Source organism: Bradyrhizobium sp. HKCCYLS20291 (assembly GCF_051167715.1).
GTDB lineage: Bacteria > Pseudomonadota > Alphaproteobacteria > Rhizobiales > Xanthobacteraceae > Bradyrhizobium.
This window is the reverse complement of the sequence record NZ_JBNPTO010000009.1, coordinates 164,833-186,863: the sequence shown is the minus strand read 5'-3', so window position 1 is coordinate 186,863 and position 22,031 is coordinate 164,833. Positions and strand designations below refer to the sequence as shown.

The 22,031-nt window shown below is 67.8% G+C and carries 20 protein-coding genes; 9 read left to right on the top strand and 11 right to left on the bottom strand.

Annotation, left to right across the window (positions count from 1 at the left end; genetic code table 11):
- Positions 1-18: 18 nt before the first annotated feature.
- Together uraH and puuE are read left to right on the top strand one after the other, a co-directional pair.
- Positions 19-375, top strand: a complete 357-nt coding sequence (gene uraH, locus ACQR07_RS21240) for a hydroxyisourate hydrolase (protein WP_434904115.1) — start codon at positions 19-21, stop codon at positions 373-375.
- Positions 376-380: 5 nt separating this feature from the next.
- Positions 381-1,808: an allantoinase PuuE gene (gene puuE, locus ACQR07_RS21235; protein ID WP_434904114.1), complete on the top strand. Its 1,428-nt coding sequence runs from the start codon at positions 381-383 to the stop codon at positions 1,806-1,808.
- A 599-nt stretch (positions 1,809-2,407) separates the two neighbouring features.
- On the opposite strand, the gene ACQR07_RS21230 is transcribed toward puuE, so the two are convergent.
- A complete protein-coding gene (locus tag ACQR07_RS21230; protein WP_434904113.1) occupies positions 2,408-3,763 on the bottom strand; it encodes an amidase in 1,356 nt (451 codons plus the stop codon).
- Positions 3,750-4,943, bottom strand: a complete 1,194-nt coding sequence (locus ACQR07_RS21225) for an MFS transporter (RefSeq protein WP_434904112.1) — start codon at positions 4,941-4,943, stop codon at positions 3,750-3,752. The genes ACQR07_RS21230 and ACQR07_RS21225 overlap by 14 nt, the downstream gene beginning before the upstream one ends.
- Positions 4,944-4,972: 29 nt before the next feature.
- On the opposite strand from ACQR07_RS21225, the gene ACQR07_RS21220 reads away from it, so the two are divergent.
- Complete coding sequence (locus tag ACQR07_RS21220; protein WP_434904111.1) at positions 4,973-5,314, top strand: hydroxyisourate hydrolase; 342 nt, start codon at positions 4,973-4,975, stop codon at positions 5,312-5,314.
- Between the two features lie 201 nt (positions 5,315-5,515).
- Here the strand turns inward: ACQR07_RS21220 and ACQR07_RS21215 are convergent, their stop codons facing one another.
- The 9 genes from ACQR07_RS21215 to ACQR07_RS21175 form a co-directional block, all read right to left on the bottom strand.
- A complete protein-coding gene (locus ACQR07_RS21215; protein WP_434904110.1) occupies positions 5,516-6,331 on the bottom strand; it encodes an ABC transporter permease in 816 nt (271 codons plus the stop codon).
- The gene (locus ACQR07_RS21210; RefSeq protein ID WP_434904109.1) at positions 6,328-7,197 is read right to left on the bottom strand and encodes an ABC transporter permease; all 870 of its coding nucleotides are present in this window, start codon (positions 7,195-7,197) and stop codon (positions 6,328-6,330) included. The genes ACQR07_RS21215 and ACQR07_RS21210 overlap by 4 nt, the downstream gene beginning before the upstream one ends.
- 4 nt (positions 7,198-7,201) lie before the next feature.
- Complete coding sequence (locus ACQR07_RS21205; protein WP_434904108.1) at positions 7,202-8,248, bottom strand: ABC transporter substrate-binding protein; 1,047 nt, start codon at positions 8,246-8,248, stop codon at positions 7,202-7,204.
- 27 nt (positions 8,249-8,275) lie between these two features.
- The gene (locus tag ACQR07_RS21200; protein WP_434904107.1) at positions 8,276-9,361 is read right to left on the bottom strand and encodes an ABC transporter ATP-binding protein; all 1,086 of its coding nucleotides are present in this window, start codon (positions 9,359-9,361) and stop codon (positions 8,276-8,278) included.
- 358 nt (positions 9,362-9,719) lie between these two features.
- A complete protein-coding gene (locus tag ACQR07_RS21195; protein WP_434904106.1) occupies positions 9,720-10,469 on the bottom strand; it encodes an aspartate/glutamate racemase family protein in 750 nt (249 codons plus the stop codon).
- A gap of 64 nt (positions 10,470-10,533) precedes the next feature.
- Positions 10,534-10,986, bottom strand: coding sequence for a DUF3429 domain-containing protein (locus ACQR07_RS21190; RefSeq protein WP_434904105.1), 453 nt, complete (start codon positions 10,984-10,986; stop codon positions 10,534-10,536).
- Between the two features lie 4 nt (positions 10,987-10,990).
- Positions 10,991-11,173 (bottom strand): DUF2256 domain-containing protein, encoded by a 183-nt coding sequence (locus tag ACQR07_RS21185; RefSeq protein WP_434904104.1) that lies wholly within the window; start codon positions 11,171-11,173, stop codon positions 10,991-10,993.
- Between the two features lie 5 nt (positions 11,174-11,178).
- A complete protein-coding gene (locus ACQR07_RS21180; RefSeq protein ID WP_434904103.1) occupies positions 11,179-11,949 on the bottom strand; it encodes an SDR family NAD(P)-dependent oxidoreductase in 771 nt (256 codons plus the stop codon).
- Between the two features lie 121 nt (positions 11,950-12,070).
- Positions 12,071-13,546 carry an amidase gene (locus ACQR07_RS21175; protein ID WP_434904102.1) on the bottom strand — a complete coding sequence of 492 codons (1,476 nt, stop codon included), beginning with the start codon at positions 13,544-13,546 and terminating at the stop codon, positions 12,071-12,073.
- Positions 13,547-13,821: 275 nt separating this feature from the next.
- Between ACQR07_RS21175 and ACQR07_RS21170 the strand changes: the two genes are divergently transcribed.
- The 6 genes from ACQR07_RS21170 to ACQR07_RS21145 all read left to right on the top strand — a co-directional run bounded on the left by ACQR07_RS21170 (position 13,822) and on the right by ACQR07_RS21145 (position 22,009).
- Positions 13,822-15,435, top strand: a complete 1,614-nt coding sequence (locus ACQR07_RS21170) for a hypothetical protein (RefSeq protein ID WP_434904101.1) — start codon at positions 13,822-13,824, stop codon at positions 15,433-15,435.
- A 19-nt stretch (positions 15,436-15,454) separates the two neighbouring features.
- Positions 15,455-16,093 (top strand): LysE family translocator, encoded by a 639-nt coding sequence (locus ACQR07_RS21165; RefSeq protein WP_434904100.1) that lies wholly within the window; start codon positions 15,455-15,457, stop codon positions 16,091-16,093.
- 121 nt (positions 16,094-16,214) lie between these two features.
- On the top strand, positions 16,215-16,535 hold the full coding sequence (locus ACQR07_RS21160) for a hypothetical protein (RefSeq protein WP_434904099.1): 321 nt from the start codon (positions 16,215-16,217) through the stop codon (positions 16,533-16,535).
- Between the two features lie 59 nt (positions 16,536-16,594).
- Entirely contained in the window at positions 16,595-17,863 is a 1,269-nt protein-coding gene (gene ihpA, locus ACQR07_RS21155; protein ID WP_434904098.1) for a divalent metal ion exporter subunit IhpA, read from the top strand.
- Positions 17,860-18,849: a divalent metal ion exporter adaptor subunit IhpB gene (ihpB, locus tag ACQR07_RS21150; protein ID WP_434904097.1), complete on the top strand. Its 990-nt coding sequence runs from the start codon at positions 17,860-17,862 to the stop codon at positions 18,847-18,849. Before ihpA ends, ihpB begins: the two co-directional genes overlap by 4 nt.
- A complete protein-coding gene (locus tag ACQR07_RS21145; protein ID WP_434904096.1) occupies positions 18,842-22,009 on the top strand; it encodes an efflux RND transporter permease subunit in 3,168 nt (1,055 codons plus the stop codon). Before ihpB ends, ACQR07_RS21145 begins: the two co-directional genes overlap by 8 nt.
- The last annotated feature ends 22 nt before the right edge of the window (positions 22,010-22,031 follow it).

Sequence of the window (22,031 nt, the reverse complement as noted above, 5' to 3'; positions counted from 1 at the left end):
CAGCACAAGGGGAGTACGATGGGGCGGCTGAGCACGCATATTCTGGACACGGTGAGGGGCAAGCCCGCGGCCGACGTCGCGATCGATCTCGACGCGCTGCAGCCGGATGGCTCCTGGCGCCACGTCAAGCAGGTCCGGAGCAATGCCGACGGGCGCACCGACCAGCCGGTGCTGGCCGGCGACGAGCTCACGGCCGGCACCTACATGCTGACCTTCCACATGGGCGCCTATTTCAAGGCGCACGGCCTCGCCGCCGAGGAGCCGCTGTTCCTCGACCTGATCCCGCTCCGCTTCACGGTCGGCGACGCCGCTGCGCACTATCACGTGCCGCTGCTCGCGACGCCCTGGAGCTATCAGACCTATCGCGGGAGCTGAGACGGATGACTGCTGATTCCTATCCGCGCGACATGGTCGGCTACGGCCGGACGCCGCCGCATCCGCGCTGGCCCGGCGATGCCCGCATCGCCGTGCAGTTCGTGATCAACTACGAGGAGGGCGGCGAGAACAACATCCTGCATGGCGACGCCGCCTCCGAGGCGTTCCTCTCCGAGATCGTCGGTGCGGCGGCCTGGCCGGGCCAGCGCCACATGAACATGGAGTCGATCTACGAGTTCGGCTCGCGCGCCGGCTTCTGGCGTCTCTGGCGGATGTTCACCGCGCGCAAGCTGCCCGTCACCGTGTTTGCGATCGCCACCGCGATGGCGCGCAACCCGGAGGCCGTCGCGGCGATGAAGGAGGCCGGCTGGGAGATCGCCTCGCACGGCCTGAAATGGATCGACTATCGCGACTTCTCGGAGGCCGACGAGCGCGCCCATGTCGAGCAGGCGATCCGGCTGCATACCGAGCTGACCGGCGAGCGGCCGCTCGGCTTCTATCAGGGCCGCACGTCGGAGCACACGCTCGACATCGTCCTGAACGAGCAGGGCTTCGTCTACAGCGCCGATTCCTACGCCGACGAGCTGCCGTATTGGATCGAGGGACCGCATGGCCCGCAGCTGATCGTGCCCTACACGCTCGACGCCAACGACATGCGCTTCGCCACCCCGCAGGGCTTCAATGCCGGCGACCAGTTCTTCGCCTATCTGAAGGACAGCTTCGACACGCTCTATGCCGAGGGTGCAGAAGCGCCGCGCATGATGTCGGTCGGGCTGCATTGCCGCCTCGTCGGACGCCCCGGGCGCGCGGCCGCGCTGGCGCGTTTCCTCGACTACATCATGGGCCACGACAAGGTCTGGGTCGCGACCCGGCTCGACATCGCGCGGCATTGGATCCGCACGCATCCGCCGACCGGCGTGTGGCGCCCCTCGCAGATGTCGCGCGTGCTGTTCGTCGAGCGCTATGGCGACATTTTCGAGCATACGCCCGAGATCGCCGCGCGTGCCTACAGCGCCGGGCTCTCCGCGTTCGACGATTCCGCGGACGCGCTGCATTCGACCCTGATGAACGTCGTCCGCGCCATGAGTCAGGACGAGAAGTTGAAGCTGATCCGCGCCCATCCCGAGCTCGCCGGGCGCGAGGCGCTGGCCGGCGAGATGACGCAGGATTCGGTCGGCGAGCAGGGCCGGCTCGGCTTCACCTCGCTGTCGCGCGGCGAGTTCGAGCGCGTCGCCGACATCAACCGCCGCTACCGCGACAAGTTCGGCATGCCGCTGATCGTCGCGCTTGCCCTGCACGCCGACCGCGCCTCGGTCGTCGCCGAAATGGAGCGGCGGATCAGCAACGACCTGGACACCGAAATCGCCAACGCGGTCGACCAGATCGGCCACATCACCCGCGCCAGGCTGGCGAAGAAGTTCGATCAGGGGTGACCGTCAGTCGTTACTGATAAGAACCCGCCTGCAGCCGCACCGGCGGTACGCTCCCTCGCCCCGCTCTTGCGGGGAGAGGGTCGGGGTGAGGGGCAGCCGCACGGGTGGTGCTGCCAAGAGGCGCTGATATATGAGTCCGATGAAGCTATGATGTGGCTTCGTATGTGCCATGCCCCTCACCCGGATTGCTGCGCAATCCGACCTCTCCCCGCAAAGGGCGGGGAGAGGTTGCACCGTCTGCGCCGAGATCGTGGCGCGCAGCACTGTGACGTCCTCGAGCTACCTCACCATCAGTCGTTTGTTGATTGTCGAAGATTTGCCGCTTGTTGCCCGTGGAGTCCGATGTATCGCCCCGCAGACGGTGCGCTCCCTCGCCCCGCTCTTGCGGGGAGAGGGTTGGGGTGAGGGGCAGCCGCACGGGAAGTGCTGCTAATAAGCGCTGACGTATAAGTCCGATGGAGCTGCGATTTGGCTCCGCATGTGCCATGCCCCTCACCCGGATTGCTGCGCAATCCGACCTCTCAGCGCGAGCGAAGCTCGTCGCGCCCCCGCAGAAGAGCGGGGAGAGGTGGATACCGAGCGAGCCGCGAGCGACTTGCTCAAGCGCGATCAGCTAATACCCGCTCCGCCTGCGCCGCCACGTCCAGCAGCCTACGATCGCGGCCGCGGGCGGCGATCAGTTGCAGTCCGAACGGCAGGCCCTGCGCATTGGTGCCGCACGGCATCGAGATTGCCGGCACGCTGGCATGATTGACGAACGGCGTGAACACTGCGTGGCCGCGCGGGCTGGCCGGCTGGCCGCCGATCTCGGACGGGCCGAGCTGCGTGAACGGCCAGGCCACGCACGGCACCGTCGGTGTCAACAGCACGTCGACGTCGAGGAAAAATGCAGCAAGGGCGCGCGCGATCTGCGTGCTTGCCTCGAGCGCGCGCGCGACGTCCGCGCCGCTCAGGCCGAGGCCGCGCTCGATCTGCTTGGCGATATCCGGATCGAACTGATGAGGATCGCTGCGGAAGGCGTCGCTGAACAGCGCGGCAAGTCCGGCATGCTGCAGCGGCATGATCGCATCCTCGGCGAGGCCCGCGGGCCAGACCGGATCCTTGTCGACGACCAAAAACCCGCCGGCACGCAGCCGGCCGACGGCTCGCTGCAGGCCAACGCTCACCTCGCCATCAACGGCGACGTCGAGGCCGAGCCGTGGTGAGAAGGCGATGCGCAGCGGCTGCGCCGGGCCGGCCGCTGCGACATCGATGGCATGCGGATCGCGCGGGTCGGGGCCTGCCATGACTTCGAAAGCGAGCCTAGCGTCGCCGACGTCGGCGGTGAGCGGTCCGACCACCGATATGCCCCAGCCGGCCTCGGCAAAGCCCGGCCCGTAGGGGATGGCGCCATAGGACGGCTTGAAGCCGACGACACCGACGTGGGCCGCAGGCCGACGGATCGACCCACCGGCATCCGTCCCGATCGCGAGCGGCACGAGTCCGGCTGCGACGGCGGTCACCGGCCCACCGGACGATCCGCCCGGCGTGAGAGTGCGATCAAGCGGATGACGCGTGGGGCCATAGAGCAGCGATGTGGTCACGCCCTTGCAGGCGAACTCCGAGGTCGCGCCGATGCCGACCACGACCGCTCCGGCGCGGCGCAGCCGGGCGACGGCAATGGCGTCCTCCGGGGCGATGAAGTCGGCAAACAGCCGCGAGCCCTGCGTGATGCGCCAGCCGCCGACCCAGATATTGTCCTTGACCACGACCGGCACGCCGGCGAGCGGCAGCAGCTCTCCGGCGGCGACGCGCGCGTCGACCGCATCGGCCTCCGCACGGGTGCGCTCGGGATCAACCGTGACGACGGCGTTGAGATCACGCGCGGCGGCGATGCGCGTCAGCGCCTGGTCGGCCATCTCTCTTGCCGATGTCTCGCGCGCTGTGACGGCGCGGACGATGTCAGTTGCGTGCATGAGAACGCTCCATCAGCAGCACGGTTGCACCTGCGGCCGCCGTCACGCCGAGCGCAACGAAGCTGCCGCCAAGCCCGAAACGGGGCGTCAGGGCGGCCACGAGTGGCGGCGCTGCGACGAGCCCGAGAAACGAGATGGTGAGCACGGCGCCGGTGGCTTCCGCGACACGCCCCGGTTTGGCCAGATTGGCGATCTCGGCGATGAACACGCCGTTCCAGCCGCTCGCCGTCAGCCCGAACACCACCGTGAGCAGGATCAGGAGCGACGTGCTCATCACCGCGCCGAACATCCCGAGCAGCAGCGCGCAGACCGCCATGCCGACACCTGCCATCACCAGCACGGCGCGCGCCGAGCGCAGCCGCGTCGCCACCACGCCCCAGCCGAGCCGGCCGATCAGGCCTGCGCCTTGCGCCGAGGCCAGCAGCCAGCCGGCCTCGACATGGCTCAGCCCGAGCTCGACCGTGCCGAAGCTGACGTAGCAGGTGTTGAGGATCACCTGCATGCCGCTGAACGGGATCGAGGCGACGGCGAGCGCCGCCATGCGGCGGTCGGAGCTGACGAGCGCGAGCCGCTCCCGCAGCCCGAGATAAGGCATCGGCTCTGACTTGATCGCATAGGCCGGGCGCAGCCGCTCGAAGCCGACGAAGCCGATGACGGCGCAGGCGATCACGGCGGCATAGGCAGAGTTCGGCGCCAGGCCGACGGCCAACGGCGGCAGCAGCAGCGAGCCGGCCATGGCGCCGATCTGGCTGCCGGTCTGCCGGATCGAGAACACCATCGCGCGCTTGTCGGGCTGCACCAGCCGCCCGAGCAGCGCCGCGCTTGCCGGCGTCTCCGGTCCGGCGGCAAGGCCAAGCACCAGGCCGGCAACCAGCAACGCCCAGGCATAGCCGAATGTCGCCAGCGACATGCCGACGCAGACGATCACCGCGCACAGCGCCGCCACGCGCAGCGAGCCGAGCCGCTGCACCAGTGTGCCGCCCCAGAACGACGACACCAGGCTGATCGCAAACGCCGCGGTCGAGAACAGCGACAGCTGCTCGATGCTGATCCCGGCGCGCGGCGCCACGGTGCCGGGCGCGAACAGCGCCAGCGACACCAGCGCCTGCAGCGCGGTCATCGCCACCAGCGCAGGCCACAGCGGCGGCGCTGGCGCCGCAGCTTGTTTCGCGTCTATCATGCGGCGACAACGTAACAGTGGAGCAACTGATGGCCGGCGGTATCTCGGTTCACGCGGTCGATGTGGCGAACGGGCGCCCGGCGCTCGGCCTTCGTGTCGCGATCTGGCGTGTCGCGCCCGATCGCACGCTGCTTGCCGAGGGACAGCTCGGCGCTGACGGCACGTTGCAGGCGCCGATCGTCAAGGGCGACGGCGTCACCGCCGGCGAGTATGAGGTGCTGTTTCATATCGGCGAGTTCTTCGGGGCAGGCGTCCAGACAAAATTCCTGACCACAGTGCCGTTTAGTTTCGCGATCGACAAGGTCGAGGAGCATTTTCATTTGCCGCTGAAATTCACGCCCTGGGGCTATTCGATCTTCCGCGGGGCTTGATCGCGCTACGCCTCGCGCCGTCGTATGCTGATGGTCGGAAGATCCTGCCTGCCAAAGAAATAGTCGTCATGCCCGGGCTTGTCCCGGGCATCCACGTCCATCCGCGACGCCGGTCGACGTGGATGGCCGGGACAACAAGCCCGGCCATGACGGCGCTGATGGAGACGGGCACGAACGAGCGCTGATGGGACGTGCGCCATTTCAACCCGTCAGCCGCTTCGACAGCCCCGTGGTGCGCTCCATGATGGCCATCAGGGCGACGGTGGCGATGATCAAGACGCTCGACAATGCGGCGATGGTGACGTCGAGCTTGCCTTCGAGGTCCTGCCACATCCGGATCGGCAGCATGTCGGTGGCGGCGTCGCGCAGGAACAGCGATACCGGAACGTTGTCGAACGACGACATGAACGCAATGAACGCGCCCGAGATGATGCCGGGGCGGATCAGCGGCAGCACGATGCGGCGGAACGTATAGAGCCTGGAGGCGCCGAGGATCGCCGAGCTTTCCAGCAAGGTCGGCTCGAGCTGCGCCAGCGCGGCTACCGTGTTGCGGACGACATAGGGCACGCAGACGATGGTGTGGCCGATCACCAGCGTCAGCAGCGACACTGGCAGGCCGATCAGCGAGAAGAACATCAGCGCCGCCAGCCCGAAGGCGAGCGCTGGCAGCACCAGCGGCGACATGAACAGCGAGTCCAAGAGCTTTGCGGTCAGCGTCTTCGAGCGCGAGATCGCCAGCGAGGCCGCGACGCCGAGCACGATCGAGAGCCCGGTCGACCACAGCGCGACCACGACGCTGTTGCGCGCGGCGAATTGCAGCTGCCAGGCGTTCCACAATTCGACGTACCAGCGCGTCGAATAGCCCGGCGGCGGGAATTTCAGCGAGAAGCCGGACGTGAACGACACGATCACCACGACCAGCGATGGCGACACGATCAGGATCAGCGCCAGGATGGCGATGACGGTCATGACGATCTGGAAGCTCAGTGCCTCCCAGTTGGGCTGCCGGCCGCTCATCGCGCGTCTCCATAGCCGCGGGCGCGCCGCCCGAGCGTCGAGAACAGCGCGACGATCGCGAGCACCGCGAACAGGAAGATGATCGAGATGGCGGCGGCGAACGGCCAGTTCTGCAACGTCGAGGCCTGTTGATAGAGATACATCGGCATGAACAGCATCTGCCCGCCGCCGACCAGCGACTGGGTGATGAAGGCGGTGATCGCCGCGGCGTAGGTCAAGGTGCAGCCGGCGATGATGCCGGGCATCGACAGCGGCAGCATCACCTTGAAGAAGGTGCGCCAGCTGCCGGCGCCGAGCGAAGCCGAGGCGTCGGACAGATTGGGGTCAATGCGGCTGATCGCGGTGATCAAGGGCAGCACCATCAGCGGCATCTGCACCTGCGCCAGTGCCGCGATCAGCCCGCCCTGGGTATAGATCATGCGCAGCGGCGTGCCGATCAGGCCGAGCGACTGCAGCACGGAGTTGATGATGCCCTGGCGTCCAAGGATCACGATCCAGGCGAAGGTACGGACGACCACGCTGGTGAGCAGCGGCAGCAGCACGATCATGATGATCAAGGTCTGCAGCCGGCTGCCGGAGCGTTGATACAGCCAGGCGATGGGATAGCCGAGCACGAGGCAGGTGAGCGTGACCTCGGCGCCGAGCAGCAGCGTCGAACCGAGCACGGCGAGGCTGAAGGGGTCGGTCAGGAACTTGATGTACTGGCCGAACCCCCACACCGTCGCCGCGGTGTCGTTGTGGAGCGAGAGATAGAGCAGTTGCGCCAGCGGCAGCACGAAGAAGACCGCGAACACCAACCCCAAGGGCAATGCGAGCCCGAGGCTGAAGCTGGTCACGTCCCCTGGTGCCGTCGTGGCGCTCTTCATGGCGTCAGATCTTGATGTCGCGGTTGAACTTCTCGATCCAGGACGCGCGCTGCTCGTTGATCTTCTTCCAGTCCTGGAAGACGAACTTCTTCTTCAGCTCCGCGGTGTCCTTGGCCAGAACCTTGGCGATCTCGCCCGACATTGCGACCTTGGTGTTGGTCGGAACGATCAGATAGGGCGAGTTCATCAAGGTCGTCTGCACCTCCGGGGACAGAGCCGCTTCGATCAGCTTGAAGGCGAGTTCCTTGTTCGGCGAGTTCTTGACGACATGGATCGTGGTCTTGAACGCGATCGCGCCTTCCTTCGGCGCCACGAACTCGACCGGCACGCCGCGCGCTTTCAGGATCTGGATGGCGTTGAAATTGCCGGGCGAGATGTCGATCTGGCCCTGCTGGAACAAGGTCGCCAGCGCGCCGGGATTGGCAGCGACGGCGGCGAGGTTCGGCTTCAGTTCCTCCAGCGCCTTGAAGCCCTCGTCGACATTGGCTTCCGAGCCGCCGCGCATGCGTGCGATCTCGACCAGCCAGCCGGTGCCGAGCGTGGAGTTCAGATTGGTAATGCCGACCTTGCCCTTGAACTCGGGCTTCCACAGATCGGCCCATGAGGTCGGCGGCGTCTTCACCGTCTCCGGGTTGTAGGTCAAGCCGACGACCTGGAAGAACGGCGCGGGTCCCATGCCGTCCTGCGCCTCCGGAATCAGGTCCTTGAAATAGGTGCTCTTGTCGGCCGGGTAGGGATCGACGAGGTCCTGGCCGATCGCGACCAGCGCAGGACCGGGATCGTGCAGCATCACGTCGATCGGCGGATTGGCCTTGGCGGCGTTGACCTTGGCGATCTGGTCGACCGACAGCATCGGGTCGAGCACGATCGGTGCATCGCCATTGGCCTTGCGGAACGCGGGAACCAGCACGGCCTTGTGCGCCTCTTCCCAGCTGCCGGTGAAGGTCGCGAACACCAGCGGCCGCGCCTGCGCGAAGCTCAAGCCCGGGAAGGCGTGCATGGCGCCCAAGGTCAAGGCGCTCGTCAAGAGTCGGCGGCGATCAAGCATCATGTTTCACTCCGATATGTCCTGTTGATTTTACTGCGGGAAAACGGTGGCGAGCCCCGGCGCGAGCGGTGCGATGCGCACCGGCGAACCGGCGTCGCGCAGTGGCGTGTCGCCGGTGCGGGCCTGCGAGATCTTGATGCTGGATCCATCACCGGCCTTGATCTCGTGGACGACGGTGGCGCCGAGCGGCAGCGCCATGCCGATCTCGCCGGCAAAGCCGGTGACATCGCTGACGAAGGTGAGATGCTCGGGACGCAGGCAGACGATGACCTTGTCTGAGGCACGAACCGGCTTCGGTGCACGCGCGATGATCTCGCCGCCGGCTTCCAGGTCGACCTTCACGTGATCAGCATCGGTCGCGAGCACGGTGCCCTTCATCCTGTTCGCGGTGCCGACGAAGGTGTTCACGAACAAGGTCTGCGGCTGGTCGTAGATCTCGGAGGGCGTGCCGAACTGCTCGAGGTGCCCGTGGCTCAGCACGGCGACGCGGTCGGCCATCGATAGCGCCTCTTCCTGATCGTGGGTCACGATCAGCGTCGTGGTCCCGGCCATGCGCTGCAGCCGCTTGACCTCGATCTGCATGTCCAGCCGCAAATTCTTGTCCAGTGCGGCGAACGGCTCGTCGAGCAGCAGGATCGACGGCTTGATCGCGAGCGCGCGCGCCAGCGCGACGCGCTGCTGCTGGCCGCCTGACAATTGCCGTGGCAGCCGCTCGCCGAATGCGCCGAGCTGCACCATGTCGAGCAGGCGCTGCGCTTCCTTGTTGCGGGTCGACTTGTCGACGCCGCGCGCGGCAAGCCCGTAGCCGACATTCTCTGAGATCGAGAGATGCGGAAACAGCGCGTAGTTCTGGAACACGATGCCGACCGCGCGGCGATTGGGCGGCAGCGCATCGACGACGTCGTTGCCGATGATGACGCGGCCTTCGCTCTGGCCGATGAAGCCGGCGATGATGCGCAGCAACGTGGTCTTGCCGCAACCGGATGGACCGAGCAGGGCGATGATCTCACCGCCCTTGACGTCGAGATTGATGTCGGAGACGGCCATCGTGCCGCTGGCAAAGCGGTGCGTGATCCGATCGAGAACGAGCGACTTGGCTTCCGATACGCTGGCCATAAGGCTTCCTGCTCAACTCAGCTGAAAAAGCAAAAAGCGTGCCGCCTTTTGAGGCAGTCGCGGTGGTTTGTGTACAAACGATGATTTGGCCGGTACCCGAATGCGCTTGGACGAGTCGGTCGACCCCGAGCGCGCAGTTTGCGTTCGCGGCTCACTCTCTCCCGATGTCATTCCGGGGCGCGCGTCAGCGCGAGCCCGGAATCCATACCCACGACTGCATGTGCGGATCCAAGAAAAAGCCACGAGCATCTCGTCGCCAAACCACGGCCTGTGGCTATGGATTCCGGGCTCGCCCTTTGGGCGCCCCGGAATGACGTGCGGAGAGAGGCGGGCTTCCTCACAGTGCCCGACCGTCCGACTATCCATCGCGATGCTCCAGCCGTGCGGCGAGCGCCTCCGGTAGGCCCGTCGTCGGCTTCGCGGCCGGGCGGCGGTAGGTGCCGGCGGTGGCCTTGCGCATGTTCAGCGCCAGCAGCGCCTCGGCCTGCTTCACGGCCGCGATCACCTGATCGACCACCGGCACGGGAATGCGATGCGCGACGCGCGCGGCGAGACCGGACAGCGGCGCGCCGGCGAAGATCAGCACGTCGGCCTCGTTCTCCTCGACCGCGCGCAGCGCCAGCTCGACCAGCAGCTCCTCCTTTTCGTGCTGCACGTCGGAGATCTGCTTGAAGCTGCCGTCGAGCATGCGGATGCCGGCGCAGCGCTCCATCAGGCCGTGCATGCGGACGCATTCCTCGTACCAGGGGCCGAGCGCCTGCGCGAAGGTGACGATGGCAAAGCGCCGCCCGGCCATGCACGCCGTCAGCATCGCCGCCTCCGCCAGTCCGATCACCGGCACGTCGAACAATTCGCGGGCGGCGAACAGGCCGGGGTCGCCGAACGCCGCGATGATCGCCGCATCGAACGTCCCGTGGCGCTCCGCCAGCATCTCCAGCGCGACGGCGCCGCCGATCTGCGCCTCGGCGCGCGTCGCGATGTAGGGCACGCCGCGCGCTGCGGTGCAGGGGATCAGCGTCGTGCCGGGAGCGGCGGCCTCACGGCCGACCTGCAGCATCAGCTCGGTGATGTCGGCGCGGATGTTGGGATTGAGCAGCAGGATGTTCATGACGCCTCGCGCTGGGATGCGCGAGCTTGCCGAGGGATTGCCGGCTTGTCCAGAACGACGGTGCTCAGACCGCGCCCTTGACCACGATGCTGATCAGCGTGGCGAGCAGGGCAAGCATGGCGCCGATGCTCAGCAGCCGCCGCAGCTTCAAGAACCAGGCGCGCCGATCGTCGCCGCCGAAGCTGAACTCATCGAACACCAGCGCTGCCAGCAGCACGGCCGCGAGCAGCACCAGAGCGGGCAGCGGCGGCAGCAGCAGCGCAACCCAGCCGAGCAGGGACGGCGTCACGCCCCAGGCCATGCGCGGCCAGCTTGCCAGCGCCGGTGTCTGCACCGCGATGCCCCAATGCAGCGCGCCGAGGAAACTGACGATGACAGCGCCGTAGCCGATCTGCGCGCGCAAGGCCGCAGCCCGGATCGCCTCGTCACCGGCGATCGCCAGCACGGCAAGGCCGATGAAGGGGATCAGGCCCGCCAGGCCGAGGCTTCGCGTCGGTGCGGGGATGCCTGACAACATGATGCTATCGTCCTCGCGGCGTGGCAGCTGGAGCAGCGGCGGTTCGGCCGCGCGCGGATCGGCAGCGGTCCGAGCAGTATTTCACCTCGTCCCAGTCGCGCGCCCATTTGCGCCGCCAGGCGAACGAGCGGCCGCACGCAGCGCAGGTCTTGGTCGGAAGGTCGGCCTTGCGTCGCATCTTCGGCATGCGCGTCACCACGGCACCGGCGCACCGCGCCAGTCATGGAAGCTGCCGGAGTCCTCGGCTTCGAGCCGGTCGATGACGCCGAGCAGGTGCCGCGCGGCCTCGGCCGGCGCAACGCCGGACCCCGCGGCGAACGGCGCCGACAGCCGTGTCGCCACCGTGCCGGGATGCAGCGCAACGCAGATCGCTTCGGGGGCGCGGCGGGCGAGCTCGATCGCCGCGCAATGCACGAGCTGGTTCAGCGCTGCCTTCGACGCGCGATATCCGTACCAGCCGCCGAGCCGGTTGTCGCCGATCGAGCCGACCCGCGCCGACAGCGCCGCTAGCATGGCCTTGCCCTTGCGGGGTAGCCGCGGCAGCACATGCTTCATGATGAGCGCCGGCCCGGTCGCGTTGACGGCGAAGGCGCGGGCGAGCCGGTCTCCATCGAGCTCGCGCCAGCTCTTCTCCGGCAGCGCGTCGCCGTCGTGCAGCATGCCGGTCGCGATGATGACGAGCCGGATCTCGCCGGCGCCGGCAATCAGCTCCGCCGCGCGCGCGATGCTCGACTCATCGGTGAGCTCGAAGCCTGGCGACGTGCTGCGGCCGAGGCCGAGCACGGTGTTGAAGTGAACGCTTTCGCTCAGAGCAGAACTCAGCGCTGCGCCAATGCCGCCGCTAGCGCCGAATACGGCGGCGACGCCGCCGCGAGGAAACGACGCGAGCTTCACGGCATGCCCAGACGGAGCCGGGCGCGGCCCTGCCTCCGACTCCTGCGTCACCGCCGGCTGATCCGTCACGTCGCCCTCGTCATCACCCGGACAGCCGCGCGGCTATCCCCGGGATGCAACGTCTCAACGACGAACTCGGATCAATGTGCCTCTTTCAGCTCAAATGATCGGCTTCCTGGGAGCCGGGCCCTCACGCTTTGGTCACATGCACCGCAGGCGTCGCGCCGGCGTTCCATTTGCCGTCGATCGCGCGCTCGATCTGGGCCGCCAGCTGCAGCAGCAGGCCGTCATCGGCCTGCTTGCCGATCGCCTGGATGCCGAGCGGCAAGCCGTGCTCGTTGCTGGCGAGCGGGAGCGAGATCGCCGGGACGCCACAGAGATTGGCAAGCGGCGTGAAGGCGAAGTTGCGCCAGAGGTTGTCGAACCAGTCCAGCACGGACGGATTGTCGCTGATCGTCAGATATTCCGTGGTGCCGATCTTCGGCGTCGGCAGCGCCGTGATCGGGGTGAGGATGATGTCCCACTGCTCGAAGAACGCGCCGAAGGCGCGCGAGGTGGTGTTGAACACCGCCTGCATCGCCGCGCGCTCGGCGAAGCTGGTGTCCTTGCCGGCTTCCCAGATGCGGATGTTGATCGGCTCGATCAGGTCAGCCGGCGGCTGCGTCAGCTTGCGCTGCGCCAGCAGGTTGTTGATGACGATCGCAAAGTTCGAGATGTAGCAGGTGGTCTGTGCCGCGAATGCCCTGACGTAGTCGACATCGGGCAGCGCGTAGCCGACGTGATGACCGAGGCCCTCGAGGAACTTGCCGACACGCGCCAGCTCGGCCGCGATGTGCGGCGTGGCGCGGTAGTCGCCCCATTGATGCGACAGCGCGATCCGGAGCTTGCCGGGATCGCGCTTGATCAGCTCGACATAGGGTTCTGGCGTAGTCCAGTACGGCATGAACTCGCCGGGCGAGCCGCCGCGGCAATGATCGACGAAGGCCGCGGTGTCGCGCACGCTGCGCGACTGGCAGCCCTGGATCGAGACCAGGCCGGAGAGATCCGACAGATGCGGTGCGATCGAGAACACGCCGCGCGAGACTTTCAGCCCGATATTGCCGTTGACGCCGGCGGGGATGCGGATCGAGCCGCCACCGTCGGTAGCATGCGCGATCGGCACCACGCCGGCCGCGACCATCGCGGCACTTCCCGCCGACGAGCCGCAGGTCGTGTAGTCCGTATTCCACGGATTGCGCGTGACGTAGACGGCCGGATTCTCGGCCGAGCTGCAGACGCCGAACTCCGGCGTCGTCGTGCGCCCCATCAGATTGAGGCCGGCCTTGCGCATCTTCGACGTCAAATGCGTGTCGGCAGCCGCGCGGTTGCCGCGCATGAACAACGAGCCCTGCTCCTGCAGCCGGCCGGCCATGGTCGGCCCGAGATCCTTCATCAGGAACGGCAGCCCGGCAAACGGCCCGTCGGCATTGGCGCCGGCCTTGATCGGATCCTGGACTGCGTCGGCGAACACTTCCACCACGCCCGAGAGCGCGGGATCGACCTTGGCAATGCCTTCCACCGCCTGCTTCGCCAGCTCAACCGCGGTCAGCTCGCCGTTCCGAACATGCTCGGCCAGCGCCATGCCATCATGCCGGGTCCACTCGTCCCAGCTCATCGCCAAAGTCATCGTGATCTGATCCTTCGCGCCCCGATCGTCATTCCTCGCGCGGGGCGGGCCATGATCAGTCGCAGTTCATTGTCCGGCTGCGCGGACCTTAGAGGGCAGGGGTGCCAAGTCAATCAAGCGCCGTGCATGCCGCCAATACGGCCCGCTCATGCGGCATTGCGTACCGCCGATGGCGGCTCGTTAACGAAAGGCTGACGCGCAACTGGTGCCGGAAAGCGGGACTTAAGCTTTTGGCGGTAACAGGGCAGGCGGCGGAGAACGGCACGGGATCACGCATGACGATCGAGGCAGTCGCAGCGGCGGACGCGCGCATGGTGTCGGGCTCGCGCCCGGTGCCGGGTTCGTGGCGTCCGATCGGCGTCGCGCTGTCGGCGTGGGGCGTGCTGTTTGTCATCGAGCTCGTCGTCAGCCTCTGGCTGGCCGGCGGCCGGCTCGTCTTCGCGCTGGACGATGCCTACATCCATCTCGCCGTCGCCGATCAGATCCTCGCCGGCGGCTATGGCGTCAATGCCGGGGAGTTCTCCTCGCCGAGCTCGTCGATCATCTGGCCCTATTTGATGGCGCTCACCGAGGCGATGCATCTCGGCCCATGGGGAGCGCTGCTGGTGAGCGCGACCGCCGCCGCCGCGACGATCGTCACCATCATGGGACTGCTGGAACGGAGCGGCCTGTTCGTCGCCGAGCGTGCGTGGTTCACGGTAGTGATCTCGCTGCTGCTGATCTTCATCGTCAGCGCGGTCGCGTTGCCGATGACCGGGCTCGAGCACAGTCTGCACGTCTGGGCGACCGTGACCACGCTCACCGGCCTCGCCGAGGCCGCGCAGGGGCGGACGCCGAGCCGGCTGCAACTCGCCGCTTTGGTGTTGCTGCCGCTCATCCGCTTCGAGGGGGCGGCGCTCGCCTGCGCCGCGCTCGCGGCGCTGATGCTGCTCGGGCAGCGCCGCGCCGCCGCGGGATGCGCAGCCGTGATCGTCGCCGCGCTGCTGGCCTATGGCGCGCGCATGCACGCGCTCGGGCTGCCGCTGCTGCCGAGCTCGGTGCTGCTGAAGGCGCGCATCGTCGAGGCGGCCTACGATCGGACCACCGCCCTCGGCGCGATCACCGACAATCTCATCATCGCCCTGATCAATCCGTACGGAAGGCGTCTGCTGCTGCTTGGCCTCGCCGTGGCCGTGACGGCCTGGTGGCTGCGCGCCGATCGCCGCGCGCTGATCGTCGCGGGCGCGGTGCTCGCCGCGATCGGCGGCCATGTCGCCTTCGGCCAATATGACTGGTTCCACCGTTACGAGGTGTACGTCATCGCGCTGGCCGCGGTGACCTGGCTGTGGCTGGCCGGCCGGCTCAGGCCTCAGCTCGATCGCAGCATGTCGATGGCGCTCAACGTGCCGATGCTGCTATTGCTGGGCTTCGCCGCGTGGCCCTACATGGACGCGGCCTGGGTGACGCCGACAGCCTCACGCAACATCTACGAGCAGCAATATCAAATGGGCCGGTTCGTGCGCGAGCTCTATCGCCGCCCCGTCGCAGTCAATGATCTCGGGCTGGTCGCCTACCGCAATCCGAACTACGTGCTCGATCTCTGGGGGCTCGGCTCGGAGCAGGTGCGCAAGGCCAGGCTCGCCGGCCAATATGGCCCGGCCGAGATGGCGGATCTCGCAGTAGTGCGCGGCGTCGGCCTGGCCATGATCTACGACCGCTGGTTCCCGCGCGGCGTGCCCGCCAGCTGGACCAAGGTCGCCGTGCTGCACAGTCCGTTCGTCACGGTCGCCGCCGGCGACGTCGCCTTCTATCGCACCCCTGCCGCCGATGCCGCCGAGCTCAGCCGTGCGCTCGACGCCTTCGCCGCAGATCTGCCGGCGAATGTGAGCCTGGAGAGGCTCGCGCGCTGAGCGGCCTTGATCGGGCGGCATGACGTTGATCAACGTCAATGCGGCCGGTTCGCAGGCGTGGTCGACGATCCCGATGGACTTGTCGACCTTCGTGCTCTCGGCCGCCGCGCTGCTCGCCACGCCCGGCCCGACCAACACTTTGCTGGCCACCGCCGGCGCCGGCCGCGGCGTGCGCGCGTCGTTGCCTCTGCTGCTCGCCGAGCTCGCCGGTTATCTGCTGGCGATCGCGGCGCTGCGCCTCGTGCTCGGGTCGGTGCTGGCCGCCGCGCCGCTGTTCGGCCAGGCGCTGCGCTTCGCGGTCGTGCTCTATCTGCTGCAGCTTGCCGTCGCGCTGTGGCGCAATGGCAGCGATCGCGCCGGCGAGGCCATGCCGGTGACGTTTCAGCGCGTGTTCGTCACGACGTCGTTGAACCCGAAGGCCATCATCTTCGCCTTCACCTTGCTGCCGCCGGCGGAACTCGGGGCTGACCTGCGGTCGTTCGTGCTGGCGCTGGCGTGCTCCACGATCGTGATCGGCGGCGGCTGGATCGTGCTCGGCGCGACGCTACGCCGCGGTCTCGCCGCCCACGTCCCGGCCAGGATCGGCTATCGCTGCAGCGCCGCCGCCCTGGCGGTGCTGGCCTGCGTGATCCTCGCGCCCGCGCTTGCCGGGTCGTGACGCGGTTCCACTTGTTACATTGTTGCTGATCGACAGTGCGGCGGAGCGCGTGCTATCGCCTGGGCGAACAGGGGGCGCCGTGCGCATCATTGGTCGACATCATCTCACGAACGGTCCGCGCATGCTGCGCCGGATCGTCGTGCTGTTGATGATGGGGGCCTATCTTCTTGCTGGCGCGCTGCACGGCAGCTGCGATCTCGACGTCGCGCATGCGCCGGCCGGCAAGCCGGAGATCGCCGCGCTGCTCGACAAGGCCGGTCATTCCGATCCGCGCGCGATCTCGGATCATCATTGTCACGGCTGCTTCTCGGTGGCCGTGCCGCAGTTGCAGCTCGCGATCGTTCCGGCCGACATCGTCGCCGCCACCGATTGGCCGGTTCCGGCGCTGCGCGCCGGCGTGCTGTCCGAGTCCGACTCGCCGCCGCCGAAACACCTGATCTGACGCATCGTGCCTGACGGCCTGCGCCGTCGATCATTGCTCGTCCAGACAGGTTCATCTTCATGCCATTCCCGGGAATGGCTGCGCGCGCGATTGGCGCCGCAGCCCTGCTCGCCGCGTCCGTGCACGGCGCGGCGGCGCAGACCTTGACCTTGCGCGAGGCGCTGTCGCGCGCGATCGCCGCCAACCCGCGGCTCTCCGCGGCCGATCGCGACATCGGCATCGCCTCGGGCCAGCGGCTGCAGGCCGGCGCGCTGCTCAATCCCGAACTGTCCTACGAGCAGGACAACTCGTTCGGCTCGGGCCAGTATCGCGGCACGCGCTCGGCCGAGACAACGTTGCAGATCAGCCAGGCGTTCGAATGGTTCGGCAAGCGCGACGCGCGCATCGCCGCCGGCCAGGCCGGCTTGCGGACCGCCGAGATCCAGCGCCAGGCGGTGCGGCTCGAAGTGTTGTCGGAAACGGCGATCGCCTTCGTGACCGTGCTGGCCACCCAGCGCCGCATCCAGATACTCGACGATCAGGTCGCCGCGCTCGATCGGCTGACGCCGTTGTTGCGGCGGCGGGTCGAGGCCGGCGCGTCGTCGCCTGCGGAAACCGGCCGCGCCGAGGTCGCCTCGGCGCTGGTGCGCGCCGACCGCGAGCGCGTCAAGGCGACCTTGGCGAGTGCGCGCCGTGAACTCGCGGTGCTGATCGGCGACAGTTCTACGAAGCTCCCGACCGTGACCGGCCGCTTCGAGGCGACCGCGCAGCCGCCGTCGTTCCAGACGGTGACTGCCGCGATCGACGCCAATCCACAGCTGGTCCGCTGGACCGCGGTCTACGCCCAGCGCAACGCCGAGCTGCTGCTGGCGCGGCTGAAGCCCTATCCTGACGTTCGCATCAGCGCCGGCTGGCGGCACTTCAACGACACCCAGGACGACGCGGTCAGGCTGAGCGTCTCCGTGCCCATTCCGGTGTTCGACCAGAACCAGGGCAACATCCTCTCCGCGCAGGAGAGCGTCGCCAAGACCGAGGCGGAGCGCAAGGCCAACCGCAACGCGCTGCTGGTGATCGCCGGCCGCGCTTACGACTCGCTGCAGGGCTCGCTGCGCGAATTGTCGGTGCTGCGAGAGATCGCGATTCCGCGGGCACAGGAAGCGGCCGAGGAGATCGCGCAGGGCTACAGCGCCGGCCGCTTCTCCCTGCTCGAGGTGCTCGACGCGCAGGCCAGCGTGGCGCAGGCGCGGCTGCGCGAGCAGGAGGCGCTGCAGAACATTCACGTTGCGGTGGCGACCATCGAAGGGTTGGTCGGCCGTCCCTTCACCTTGGCCCGGGAGACCGCACGATGAGAGCATTCACCGTCATCCTCATCGCGATCCTCGCGGCCGCGGCCGGAGCCGGGGCATCGCGGTTTCTCGTCGAGGCGACGCCGCACTCCGAAGCGGCCGCCAGCCATGTCGAAAAGGATCACGCCGACAAGGCGCCGAAGGACCATGTCGAGCAGGACGAGCACGGTGCCGATCGCATCCGCATCAGCGACGTGAAGCTCGCCGCGGCCGGCGTGACCCTGGCCGAAGCGGGCCCGGCGACCTTGTCGGACACGCTGGCCTTCAACGGCGTGCTCCGGGCCAATCAGGAAGCGCTGGTGCAGGTCACGCCGCGTTTTCCCGGCATCGTCCGCGCGATCAAGAAGCGCATCGGCGACAGCGTCGCGAAGGACGAGCAGCTCGCGGCGATCGAGAGCAACCAGAGCCTGACCGCCTACGACCTCAAGGCGCCGATCGGCGGCACCATCATCGACCGCCAGATCTCGCTCGGCGAATACGCCTCCGAGCAGAAGCCGGCCTTCGTCGTCGCCGATCTCTCGACCATCTGGGTCGATCTCTCGATCTATCGCCAGGATCTCCGGCGCGTCCGGCTCGACGACGAGGTGCTGATCGATCCCGATGACGGCCGCGGTCCGATCAAGGGCAACGTCTCCTACATCGCTCCCGTCGGCGCCAGTGAGACCCAGACTGCGCTGGCGCGCGTCGTTCTGGCCAACGCCGACGGCCGCCTGCGGCCCGGCCTGTTTGTCACCGCGCGGCTCGTGCTCGCCAAGCGCAGCGTTGCCGTCGCGGTGCGCGCCAGCGCGATCCAGACGCTGGAGAACAAGACCGTCGTGTTCGTCCGCGAGGAGGGCGACAAGATCGAGGCGCGTCCTGTCGCGCTCGGTGAATCCGATCCGACCTATGTCGAGATCCGCGACGGCCTCTCCCCCGGCGAGCATTACGTCGCCGAGAACAGCTTCGTCGTGAAGGCCGAGATGGGCAAGGGCGAGGCCGAGCATGATTGATGCGATCCTCGCATTCGCCGTGCGCCAGCGCTGGCTGGTGCTGCTGGTCTCGCTCGCCGCAGCCGCCTTCGGCGCCTGGAATTTCACCCGGCTGCCGATCGACGCGGTGCCCGACATCACCAACGTCCAGGTGCAGATCAACACCAAGGCGCCCGGCTACTCGCCGCTCGAGACCGAGCAGCGCATCACCTTCCCGGTCGAGACCGCGATGGGCGGACTGCCGCGCCTCGACACCACGCGCTCGCTGTCGCGCTATGGGCTGAGCCAGGTCACCGTCGTGTTCCAGGACGGCACCGACATCTACTTCGCGCGCCAGCAGGTCAACGAGCGCATCCAACAGATCAAGGATCAGCTCCCGCCGGGCGTCGAGGTCGCGATGGGCCCACTCTCGACCGGTCTAGGCGAGATCTTCATGTATGCGGTCGAGGCCAAGCCCGGCGCCAAGACGCCTGACGGAGCCGGCTATTCGCCGACAGATCTGCGCACCGTGCAGGACTGGATCATCCGCCCACAGCTGCGCGGTGTGCCCGGCGTGATCGAGGTCAACACGATCGGTGGCTTCGAGCGCCAGTTCCACGTGCTGCCGGATCCCGGCCGCCTGATGGCCTACAAGATCAGCTTCCGCGACGTCATCGCCGCGCTCGCCGCCAACAACGCCAATGTCGGCGCCGGCTACATCGAGCGCAATGGTGAGCAATATCTGGTACGCGCGCCCGGCCAGGTCGGCAGCGCCGCCGAGCTCAAGGACATCGTGATCGGCGCCCGCGGCGGCACGCCGGTGCGGATCGGCGACGTCGCCGAGGTCGCGGAGGGACGAGACCTGCGCACGGGAGCTGCGACGCTGAATGGCGAGGAGACGATCCTGGGCACGGCGATGCTGCTGATCGGCGAGAACAGCCGTGCCGTAGCGCGTCGCGTCGCCGCCCGGCTCGACGACATCGCCAAGTCGCTCCCGGAAGGCGTGATCACGCGCACGCTCTACGACCGCACCCATCTCGTCGAGGCGACGATCGCCACCGTCGAGAAGAACCTGCTCGAAGGCGCCGCGCTCGTCGTCGTCGTCCTGTTCCTGTTGCTCGGCAACATCCGCGCCGCGCTCGTCACGGCCTGCATCATCCCGCTGTCGATGGCGATGACGATCACCGGCATGGTCGAGAGCAAGGTCAGCGCCAACCTGATGAGTCTCGGCGCGATCGATTTCGGCATCATCGTCGACGGCGCCGTCATCATCGTCGAGAACTGCCTCCGTCTCCTCGCCCAGGCGCAGCACCGCAAGGGCGGCCTGCTCACGACGTCGGAGCGGCTGCAGACCATCGTTGCCGGCGCGCGCGAGGTGATCGGGCCGAGCCTGTTCGGCACGCTGATCATCGCCGTGGTCTATCTGCCGGTGCTGACCTTGACCGGCGTCGAAGGCAAGATGTTCACGCCGATGGCGCTGACGGTGCTGATGGCGCTCGGCGCCGCCGTGCTGTTCTCGGTCACCTTCGTCCCCGCGGCCGTCGCGATCTTCGTCACCGGCAAGGTCTCCGAGCAGGAGAACCTCATCATGCGCGGCGCGCGAAGGATCTACGCGCCGCTGCTGCGCGGCGTGATCGCCTGGCGCATGACGGTCGCGGCCGTTGCGGTCGTCATCGTCGCCGTGAGCGGCGTGGCTGCGACCCGCATGGGCGGCGAGTTCATCCCGAGTCTCGACGAGGGCGACGTCGCGCTGGCGGCGCTACGCATTCCCGGCACCAGCCTGACGCTGTCGGTCGACCTGCAGAAGGCGCTGGAGGCGCGGCTGCGCAAGATCCCCGAGGTGAAGGACCTGTTCACCCGCATCGGCACCGCCGAGGTCGCGACCGATCCGATGGCGCCGTCGCAGGGCGACGGCTACATCATGCTGAAGCCGCGCAGCGAGTGGCCTGATGCGTCGAAGCCGAAGGCGGAGCTGGTCGCCGAGATCGAGGCCGCGGCCGACGAGATTCCCGGCAGCAACTACGAGATCTCGCAGCCGATCCAGCTGCGCTTCAACGAGCTGATCTCAGGCGTGCGCAGCGATGTCGGCGTCAAGATTTTCGGCGATGATCTCGACATCCTGCAGGGCGCAGCGCGCCAAGTCGAAGCCGCGATCCGCGGCATCGCCGGCGCCACGGACGTCAAGACCGAGCAGGTCGCGGGCCTTCCGATCCTGACGGTGAAGATCGACCGCCAGGCGCTGTCGCGCTACGGCCTCAGCGTCGCCGAGGTGCAGAACGTGGTCGAGATCGCGATCGGCGGCAAGGTCGTGGGCAAGCTGTTCGATGGCGACCGCCGCTTCGACATCGTCGTCCGCCTGCCCGAGCGCCTGCGCGGCAATCTCGACGCGATCCGCGCCATCCCGATCCCACTGCCGGCCGGCGAAGACGTCACGACGCCGCTGCGCACTGCCGTCAATTCTGCGGCACAGCCGCGCTACGTGCCGCTATCATCGGTCGCCGCGGTTGCCTCGGCGCCCGGGCCGAACCAGGTCAGCCGCGAGAACGGCAAGCGCCGCATCGTCGTGTCAGCCAATGTCCGCGCCCGCGATCTCGGTTCGTTCGTCGCGGAAGCCCAAGCCGCTGTCGCCGAGAAAGTGAAGCTGCCGCCGGGCTACTGGATCGGCTGGGGCGGCCAGTTCGAACAGCTGCTCTCGGCCACCAAGCGACTCACCATCGTCGTGCCGATCGCGCTCGCGCTGGTGTTCCTGCTCTTGTTCATGAGCATGGGCTCGCTCGCCGACGCGGCGCTGGTGTTCTCCGGTGTGCCCTTGGCACTGACCGGCGGTATCGCCGCGCTGCTGTTGCGCGGCCTGCCGCTGTCGATCTCGGCCGGCGTCGGCTTCATCGCGCTCTCAGGCGTCGCCGTGCTCAACGGTCTCGTCATCATCGCCTTCATCGAGCGGCTGCGCCAGGAGGGGCACAGCATTCTCGCCGCGGTGGAGGAGGGCGCATTGGCGCGTCTGCGTCCAGTATTGATGACGGCGCTGGTCGCCTCGCTCGGCTTCGTGCCGATGGCACTCGCCACCGGTGCCGGAGCCGAAGTGCAGCGCCCGCTCGCCACTGTCGTGATCGGCGGCATCATCTCCTCGACGGTGCTCACCTTGCTGGTGCTGCCGGCGCTCTATGTGCTGTTCAGGCGGGAGACGGAGGCGGCGTACTGACGCGGGCATGCTGCGCCGCCCA

Excerpts from the sequence above, each read along its gene's own strand:
- uraH (WP_434904115.1), top strand. The coding sequence starts at position 19 with ATGGGGCGGCTGAGCACGCATATTCTGGACACGGTGAGGGGCAAGCCC.
- puuE (WP_434904114.1), top strand. The coding sequence starts at position 381 with ATGACTGCTGATTCCTATCCGCGCGACATGGTCGGCTACGGCCGGACG.
- ACQR07_RS21230 (WP_434904113.1), bottom strand. The coding sequence starts at position 3,763 with ATGCACGCAACTGACATCGTCCGCGCCGTCACAGCGCGCGAGACATCG.
- ACQR07_RS21225 (WP_434904112.1), bottom strand. The coding sequence starts at position 4,943 with ATGATAGACGCGAAACAAGCTGCGGCGCCAGCGCCGCCGCTGTGGCCT.
- ACQR07_RS21220 (WP_434904111.1), top strand. The coding sequence starts at position 4,973 with ATGGCCGGCGGTATCTCGGTTCACGCGGTCGATGTGGCGAACGGGCGC.
- ACQR07_RS21215 (WP_434904110.1), bottom strand. The coding sequence starts at position 6,331 with ATGAGCGGCCGGCAGCCCAACTGGGAGGCACTGAGCTTCCAGATCGTC.
- ACQR07_RS21210 (WP_434904109.1), bottom strand. The coding sequence starts at position 7,197 with ATGAAGAGCGCCACGACGGCACCAGGGGACGTGACCAGCTTCAGCCTC.
- ACQR07_RS21205 (WP_434904108.1), bottom strand. The coding sequence starts at position 8,248 with ATGATGCTTGATCGCCGCCGACTCTTGACGAGCGCCTTGACCTTGGGC.
- ACQR07_RS21200 (WP_434904107.1), bottom strand. The coding sequence starts at position 9,361 with ATGGCCAGCGTATCGGAAGCCAAGTCGCTCGTTCTCGATCGGATCACG.
- ACQR07_RS21195 (WP_434904106.1), bottom strand. The coding sequence starts at position 10,469 with ATGAACATCCTGCTGCTCAATCCCAACATCCGCGCCGACATCACCGAG.
- ACQR07_RS21190 (WP_434904105.1), bottom strand. The coding sequence starts at position 10,986 with ATGTTGTCAGGCATCCCCGCACCGACGCGAAGCCTCGGCCTGGCGGGC.
- ACQR07_RS21185 (WP_434904104.1), bottom strand. The coding sequence starts at position 11,173 with ATGCCGAAGATGCGACGCAAGGCCGACCTTCCGACCAAGACCTGCGCT.
- ACQR07_RS21175 (WP_434904102.1), bottom strand. The coding sequence starts at position 13,546 with ATGACTTTGGCGATGAGCTGGGACGAGTGGACCCGGCATGATGGCATG.
- ACQR07_RS21170 (WP_434904101.1), top strand. The coding sequence starts at position 13,822 with ATGACGATCGAGGCAGTCGCAGCGGCGGACGCGCGCATGGTGTCGGGC.
- ACQR07_RS21165 (WP_434904100.1), top strand. The coding sequence starts at position 15,455 with ATGACGTTGATCAACGTCAATGCGGCCGGTTCGCAGGCGTGGTCGACG.
- ACQR07_RS21160 (WP_434904099.1), top strand. The coding sequence starts at position 16,215 with ATGCTGCGCCGGATCGTCGTGCTGTTGATGATGGGGGCCTATCTTCTT.
- ihpA (WP_434904098.1), top strand. The coding sequence starts at position 16,595 with ATGCCATTCCCGGGAATGGCTGCGCGCGCGATTGGCGCCGCAGCCCTG.
- ihpB (WP_434904097.1), top strand. The coding sequence starts at position 17,860 with ATGAGAGCATTCACCGTCATCCTCATCGCGATCCTCGCGGCCGCGGCC.
- ACQR07_RS21145 (WP_434904096.1), top strand. The coding sequence starts at position 18,842 with ATGATTGATGCGATCCTCGCATTCGCCGTGCGCCAGCGCTGGCTGGTG.